Origin of the sequence: Enterobacter cloacae complex sp. IR53041 (assembly GCF_049238285.1) — a bacterium.
Taxonomy (GTDB): domain Bacteria; phylum Pseudomonadota; class Gammaproteobacteria; order Enterobacterales; family Enterobacteriaceae; genus Enterobacter; species Enterobacter roggenkampii.
Genome location: NZ_JBMKHB010000062.1, coordinates 1 through 6632, shown reverse-complemented (window position 1 = coordinate 6632; position 6632 = coordinate 1). Strand labels below are relative to the sequence as shown.

The 6632-nt window shown below is 51.2% G+C and carries 6 protein-coding genes; 5 read left to right on the top strand and 1 reads right to left on the bottom strand.

The window, feature by feature from the left end; all coding sequences use genetic code 11:
* From ACOTXF_RS23410 to ACOTXF_RS23400, 3 genes are all read left to right on the top strand, one after another.
* A partial coding sequence (locus tag ACOTXF_RS23410; protein WP_421633984.1) for a hypothetical protein occupies positions 1–208 on the top strand: 208 nt, incomplete at its 5' end.
* A 192-nt stretch (positions 209–400) separates the two neighbouring features.
* Positions 401–2557, top strand: coding sequence for an AAA family ATPase (locus tag ACOTXF_RS23405; protein WP_000895052.1), 2157 nt, complete (start codon positions 401–403; stop codon positions 2555–2557).
* Positions 2554–3861, top strand: a complete 1308-nt coding sequence (locus tag ACOTXF_RS23400) for an McrC family protein (RefSeq protein WP_000149431.1) — start codon at positions 2554–2556, stop codon at positions 3859–3861. Before ACOTXF_RS23405 ends, ACOTXF_RS23400 begins: the two co-directional genes overlap by 4 nt.
* Positions 3862–3908: 47 nt before the next feature.
* Here ACOTXF_RS23400 and ACOTXF_RS23395 read toward each other — a convergent pair.
* A protein-coding gene (locus tag ACOTXF_RS23395; RefSeq protein WP_206641979.1) for an IS3 family transposase occupies positions 3909–5029 on the bottom strand; the annotation gives its coding sequence in 2 pieces (ribosomal slippage) (positions 3909–4771 and positions 4771–5029; 1122 coding nt in all).
* A gap of 499 nt (positions 5030–5528) precedes the next feature.
* On the opposite strand from ACOTXF_RS23395, the gene ACOTXF_RS23390 reads away from it, so the two are divergent.
* Complete coding sequence (locus ACOTXF_RS23390; RefSeq protein WP_001261568.1) at positions 5529–5810, top strand: hypothetical protein; 282 nt, start codon at positions 5529–5531, stop codon at positions 5808–5810.
* A 53-nt stretch (positions 5811–5863) separates the two neighbouring features.
* Positions 5864–6478, top strand: a complete 615-nt coding sequence (locus ACOTXF_RS23385) for a DUF2913 family protein (RefSeq protein WP_152660210.1) — start codon at positions 5864–5866, stop codon at positions 6476–6478.
* Positions 6479–6632: the final 154 nt, after the last annotated feature.

Genomic DNA, 6632 nt, shown 5'->3' with positions numbered 1-6632 from the left:
GCTGAAAATGCCGGCCTTTGAATGGGTTCATGTGCAGCTCCATCAGCAAAAGGGGATGATAAGTTTATCACCACCGACTATTTGCAACAGTGCCCATAATAACTATTATTGTTTCTTATCAATAAATTATGGAAAAACATACCTTGACCGAGGCATCCATAGTGCTATGTTTACGGTAAGCGACACAGCGCTTGGGCTGCACTCCTGAGGGACCATTACATTCGAGGATGATGCCTGTCTGCTATGTCAGGTTGGTCAAACCCTTCGCCCCGCAAGCGAGACAATCAGCAAGGAAGATTAATAGTATTGGCAATCTGTAGCGAAGAGTTGCAGTACTGCCCCTTCCATCATCCACAATGATAGCTATCAGTAAGTTAACGAAAATGAGAGGGCATCGGAAATGCTCGAAGTTGAATTTCAGGAATGGTTGAAGAGCAGAGGCGCCAAAACGCAAGCAGGCCTCAATTCCCGTATTTATGCTGTCAAAACTATAGAAAAAAATCTCGCAGCACTTGGTTCTCCTCATGCAGATCTGGATGCAGCCTACCAGGCGGATGGATTTGCGCAATTGCGGCAGCGGATCAAAGAGATTCGCCGTGATGCCAAAGACAACGGCAATGACTATAGGTTACTAATGCCTGAATCAGAGCAACCGCTTAACCGATTGTCCAACTGGAATAGCTGGCTCGGACAATATGGACGTTTTCTGAGCGGTGATGACTCTCAGGCCGACGAAATTCGGGATTATGTCCTTGAAAACTACATCACCCCAGCCAGAGAGCGAGGTGACGCAAGTGTCACCCTGGTAGTTGGTCCTCTGAATACTGAAATGGGTCTCGACAAGGGATGGCCGAACATCTGTCAAGCTCTTGATGGTCAAAAATTTCAGGAACTAGCGGATGTTCCCCCTCCGGTGACGGAAGGGCCTAAAAAGAGCACAACCCGGAAATATACGTTCATCCTTACGGAAGGAAGCGAACTGGTGGCCCAGACTAAACCAACTCCGACTAACCTTATTTTTTACGGTCCTCCAGGTACCGGAAAGACCTATCACACGGCGAGGGAAGCCGTAGCGCTCTGCGATGGCAAAGATGCCTATCCGAACTCAAAAGATGGGCGTGCGGCCCTGATGGCGCGCTATAACGAACTGATGGCAGAAAAGAGAATCTCTTTCGTCACATTCCACCAGAGCTATGACTACGAAACCTTCGTTGAGGGTCTTCGTCCAGAAATCGGTGAAGATGAGTCTTCGTCTGCTGGATTCAGACTCATGCCTACGCCGGGGCTCTTCAGAGAAATTTGTGCCCTTGCCGATCAGGCCAGAACACAACCCCGTGCACAGACAGATGCCTCGGCACTGCAACTATCCAAGAAACGCTTCTGGAAAATGGGGCAAGGGACAATTGGCACCGAAGACGATGTGTATGAAGATGCCCGCGACAATGGGTATATCGCTCTGGGGTGGGGTGGGACCATAGACTGGAGCGCGGATAGATTCTCATCGTTCAACGCGATTCATGATGAATGGATCAAGCAAAATCCAGGGAATCTGACGCCTAGTAACTGGACGCAAACCTATCCCTTCCGTTGCGAAATGAAGCCTGGTGATATCGTGATTGTCCCTTACGGGAACACTGCGTTTCGCGCTATCGCTGAAATAACTGGTGATTACTATTTCGTTCCTGAAGCCGAAGGTTACTATGCCCACCGCCGCCCAGTTCGCTGGCTACTGACCCTTGATGAACCACTGCCACTCGATACAATTATCGATGGTAACTTCACCATGCGGACGCTCTATTCCATTGCCACCAGTCGTGTGAATATCCCGGCGCTAGGCAGACTGCTCTCGAGTACAGAGAACCTGGATAATAGTTCCGATGTTAAAGGACAACCAGAACAATTCGTCCTCATTATTGATGAGATCAACCGGGCAAATATCTCGAAAGTGTTCGGTGAACTGATTACGTTAATTGAGCCGGATAAACGCCTTGGAATGCCTGATGCACTCACCGTAACTCTGCCTTATTCGAAAAAGAAAGATTTTGGCATCCCCGCCAACCTTCATATCATAGGCACCATGAATACCGCCGATCGATCCATCGCATTGCTCGACACAGCATTAAGGCGGCGATTCAACTTCCGGGAAATGGCTCCCGACGCGACCCTGCTAAGTGAAGTAGAGGGGATCGATCTCAAAGCCGTTCTTACCACCATCAACCAGCGTATTGAATATCTTATAGGTCGGGAATATCGCATTGGACACGCCTTCTTTATCAATTGTGAATCCAGGGCACAAGTTGAAGATGCAGTGCGCAATAAGGTCATACCGCTGTTACAAGAGTATTTCTTCGAGGACTGGAGCCGAATCGCGGCAGTGCTGGGCGATGGTTTTATGCAGGAAGCGCAGATTTTACCGCCACCCGGAATAGAGGGGGAACCATTATCAAGCTGGTCGGTACGTGCACCGTTCAGAAATGACGCCTTTGATCGACTGATAGGCAAAACCAGAACGTTAAATGTCACCGATCTTGAGGTGGCTGGTGAATCGAAAGAATGACGCACCTCACGGTTCGCGAATGGGGTGGTGTTTGTGTGAACACTGAAAGCAGCATAAACGCTCCTCATGCTTTTACCCGCCCTCAGGCTAACGCGCTGCTTACGGCGGCGCGCGAGCATCCGCTGGCAAATCAGCACGGTACTAATATCTTAATCGATCGCCATAACAAAATTATTGCCGGGCAAATGGTTGGGGTCATTGCCGCTCCGGGATGTAGCCTTGAGATCCTGCCCAAATTCGACGACGAGACGATAGAACCGGACGCCACAATACGCAATCGCCTGATACGTATGCTTGATGTCGCCCTCGGCCTTAAACTCGGCAATGGACAGGCTGCAACAATGGCGAGACAAGCTGAAAGCTTACTTGAGATACTCATCCGCTTGTTCGCCGAGCGACTCTTATCTGAAGTACATCGGGGATTACCGCGCACCTATTTGGCACAGGAAGACGATTTGCCCTCATTGCGCGGAAGGCTCAATATCAAACGACAATTCACTATGCTTGCCGTCCGCCCCGACCGTCTCGCCTGTCGTTACGACGAACTGTCGGCTGATACCGCCCTGCTTCGAATTATGAAGGCGTGTGTAGTTCTGCTTCACCATTATGCCCGCGCTGCTGATACGCTCTGTCGTCTGAATGAATTGCGCATCCTGTTATCGGGTGTTAGCGACGTCCCTTTCAGTCATCTGCCGTGGTCACAGGTACGGATCGACCGAACCAATCATCGCTGGGAAGCCCTCTACAATCTGGCACGTCTTCTCCTGCGACGCGACTGGCAAGCTACACACCACGATAAACGAGCGCAGAACGGGATTACACTGCTTTTCCCAATGAACGACCTGTTCGAGGCATATATAGCGGCGCTGGCGAAGCGTGCTGTACGCGGTACGGAATGGACGGTTCGTGCACAGGCAGGCAGGTTATACTGTCTGATCGAGGACGTAAAAGAAGGCAAACCACGCTTCCAGACCCGACCAGATCTGCTTATCGAGCGGAACCATCAGATTGTTATGATGATAGACACTAAATGGAAGCGTATTGGTCGTCATCCCGAAGATGCCAGGCATGGCATATCGCAGGCTGATGTCTACCAGATGATGGCCTATGCACGGATTTATCAATGCCCACAAGTTATGCTTCTCTATCCACATCATGCAGGTCTGGGAACGCAACCTCTGAATGCAGGCTATAGGATTCTAGCAGGCAAGGAACAATTACAGGTGGCTAGTGTGAATCTGGTTCTCGATGAGGACAAGATTGTCGAGCAGTTAATTAACCTACTCGGCATCAACACGCAGTGAGGCGAAAAGGCGAGACCGTGACCTGCCCCCAGGATTAGATACAACCGTCAGTTAGTAAGGTCGGTTTGTTTACCTTCACATTTTCCATTTCGCCACCGTGCTGCAAACTCTGATGGCGTCTGATAATTCAGTGCTGAATGTGGACGACACTCGTTATAATCCTGCCGCCAGTCATTAATGATTTTCCTTGCGTGAACGATATCGCTGAACCAGTGCTCATTCAGGCATTCATCGCGAAATCGTCCGTTAAAGCTCTCAATAAATCCGTTCTGCGTTGGCTTGCCCGGCTGGATTAAGCGCAACTCAACACCATGCTCAAAGGCCCATTGATCCAGTGCACGGCAAGTGAACTCCGGCCCCTGGTCAGTTCTTATCGTCGCCGGATAGCCTCGAAACAGTGCAATGCTGTCCAGAATACGCGAGACCTGAACGCCTGAAATCCCAAAGGCAACAGTGACCGTCAGGTATTCCTTTGTGAAATCATCGACGCAGGTAAGACACTTGATCCTGCGACCGGTGGAAAGTGCGTCCATGACGAAATCCATCGACCAGGTCAGATTGGGCGCCGCCGGACGGAGCAGCGGCAGACGTTCTGTTGCCAGCCCTTTACGACGTCTTCTGCGTTTTACGCCCAGGCCACTGAGGTGATAAAGCCGGTACACGCGCTTATGATTAACATGAAGCCCTTCACGGCGCAGCAACTGCCAAATACGACGGTAGCCAAAACGCCTGCGCTCCAGTGCCAGCTCAGTGATGCGCCCTGATAAATGCGCATCAGCAGCCGGACGGTGAGCCTCATAGCGGCAGGTCGACAGGGATAAACCTGTAAGCCTGCAGGCACGACGTTGCGACAGACCGGTCGCATCACACATCAGCATCACGGCTTCCCGCTTCTGGTCCGTCGTCAGTACTTTCGCCCAAGAGCCACCTGAAGCGCCTCTTTATCCAGCATGGCTTCGGCAAGCAGCTTCTTGAGTCTGGCGTTCTCTTCCTCAAGCGACTTCAGGCGCTTAACTTCAGGCACCTCCATCCCGCCATACTTCTTACGCCAGGTGTAAAACGTGGCATCGGAAATGGCATGCTTGCGGCAGAGTTCACGGGCGGGTACCCCAGCTTCGGCTTCGCGGAGAATACTGATGATCTGTTCGTCGGAAAAACGCTTCTTCATGGGGATGTCCTCATGTGGCTTATGAAGACATTACTAACATCGGGGTGTACTAATCAACGGGGAGCAGGTCACAAATATGGGGTTTTCAGCACGCCTTCTTTCAAAGTACTTATTTCTCTCCGATTCATTTTTAAAAGCGCTACCTGTCCTTGCAATCCTCTCCTGAATAAGCATCTTTTCATGCTCAGCCTTTTTGGTTGAGTTGGCCTTAGCGAGATTCTTTTCAAGGGATTTCGTATGCTTTTTTATATGCTTTCTCAACCTAGCTTTATGGCCAAATGAGAGTTTACATATCGGACAAGTGAATAATTCTTCCATAAGCTTCATGAGTGTAAGGGGAAGGTTATATTTACCATAGCATTCCTTGCCCGAACTGCCATGCGATGGTCCACCGGGGCAATGAGGCAAAGCCGTTGTCTGTGGAAGCACTACGCGGCATGATGAGCGTCGCCAGTTGCACACCGGCAAAGACGTGAAACACTTTTAACCGGAGCCAGTCATGCGCGTTGCCGAAAGCATCATCCTCGATGCCCTCACTCGCGGAGGATGCATCAAAACCTTTTACCGCATATCCTCACGGCAGGCTGGTGAATCGGCCACGCGGATACCTGAGGGGTATATTCTGGAGTCGCCCGGCGAGCGGGAAGATATTGTGCTCTCGCGCGCGGACTTTCATGCGCTGGAGAAGCTGCTGGAGCAGAAGGAAACCTGGGAGCAGGTGGTCGGTGTGACCTGTTTTGGTGGGGCAACATGGCAGCTGAGACCGACTGTACAGAGCTGAACAACTGAGATTTAAGACCAGGGAATCAGTAAGACTGAAGGGAGGTATCTGTTATGACGCTGACAGAAAAAACAGGCCATCTGGCATGGTGTGCACTGGTCGCGCTGGCACTGGCCAGACAGGAGCAGGGAGAACTCTCTCCCGCACAGGAAAATCTCTTTCTCACCCGCTGGCTCGCGGCAGCACTGAAGCAACGGCGATTCTCGCGCGATGTGGCACAGGATATCGGGTGGTTACTGAATCAGGGGCGTTTGCTGGGTGTGAGAGCTAAGCTGGTCGACAAACTGGGCTATGTCTGGCGCTCCTGCAGCGGCGAGTTGACTGAACAGAACGACATGTTCCGGCTGACGTATGCGCTGGAAACAGCGAAAGACATGGGCTGGAATTACCGCGTAATGAGCGACAGAGAATGGGCCGGACGATATGCTTTGGTACTCAATCCTGGAGTAAACGGTGTTTATCTCTTACGGACAAACCTTGATGCCGCTTTTGACGACAATGGCCAACAGACAAATCCGCTGACAGTACGTCTGACAGGGAACGTAACTGGGATAATGAAACTGTTAAATCGCTGTGGCTGGCAGGCTGAGCCTGAGTCTGGTGCCTCCCTGCCGGGCCACCAGTTTTCACTGATGGCCCGGCAGGGAGTGCCAGGAAAGGGGGATTAGTGGCGGATTTGTGCCAGTCATCTTCAGTCAGACCGGTCATTTTCATGACAGTATTGCGGTCGGCACTGTTGCAAAGTTAGCGATGAGGCAGCCTTTTGTCTTATTCAAAGGCCTTACATTTCAAAAACTCTGCTTACCAGGCGCATTTCGCCCA

Excerpts from the sequence above, each read along its gene's own strand:
- ACOTXF_RS23385 (WP_152660210.1), top strand. The coding sequence starts at position 5,864 with ATGACGCTGACAGAAAAAACAGGCCATCTGGCATGGTGTGCACTGGTC.
- ACOTXF_RS23400 (WP_000149431.1), top strand. The coding sequence starts at position 2,554 with ATGACGCACCTCACGGTTCGCGAATGGGGTGGTGTTTGTGTGAACACT.
- ACOTXF_RS23390 (WP_001261568.1), top strand. The coding sequence starts at position 5,529 with ATGCGCGTTGCCGAAAGCATCATCCTCGATGCCCTCACTCGCGGAGGA.
- ACOTXF_RS23405 (WP_000895052.1), top strand. The coding sequence starts at position 401 with ATGCTCGAAGTTGAATTTCAGGAATGGTTGAAGAGCAGAGGCGCCAAA.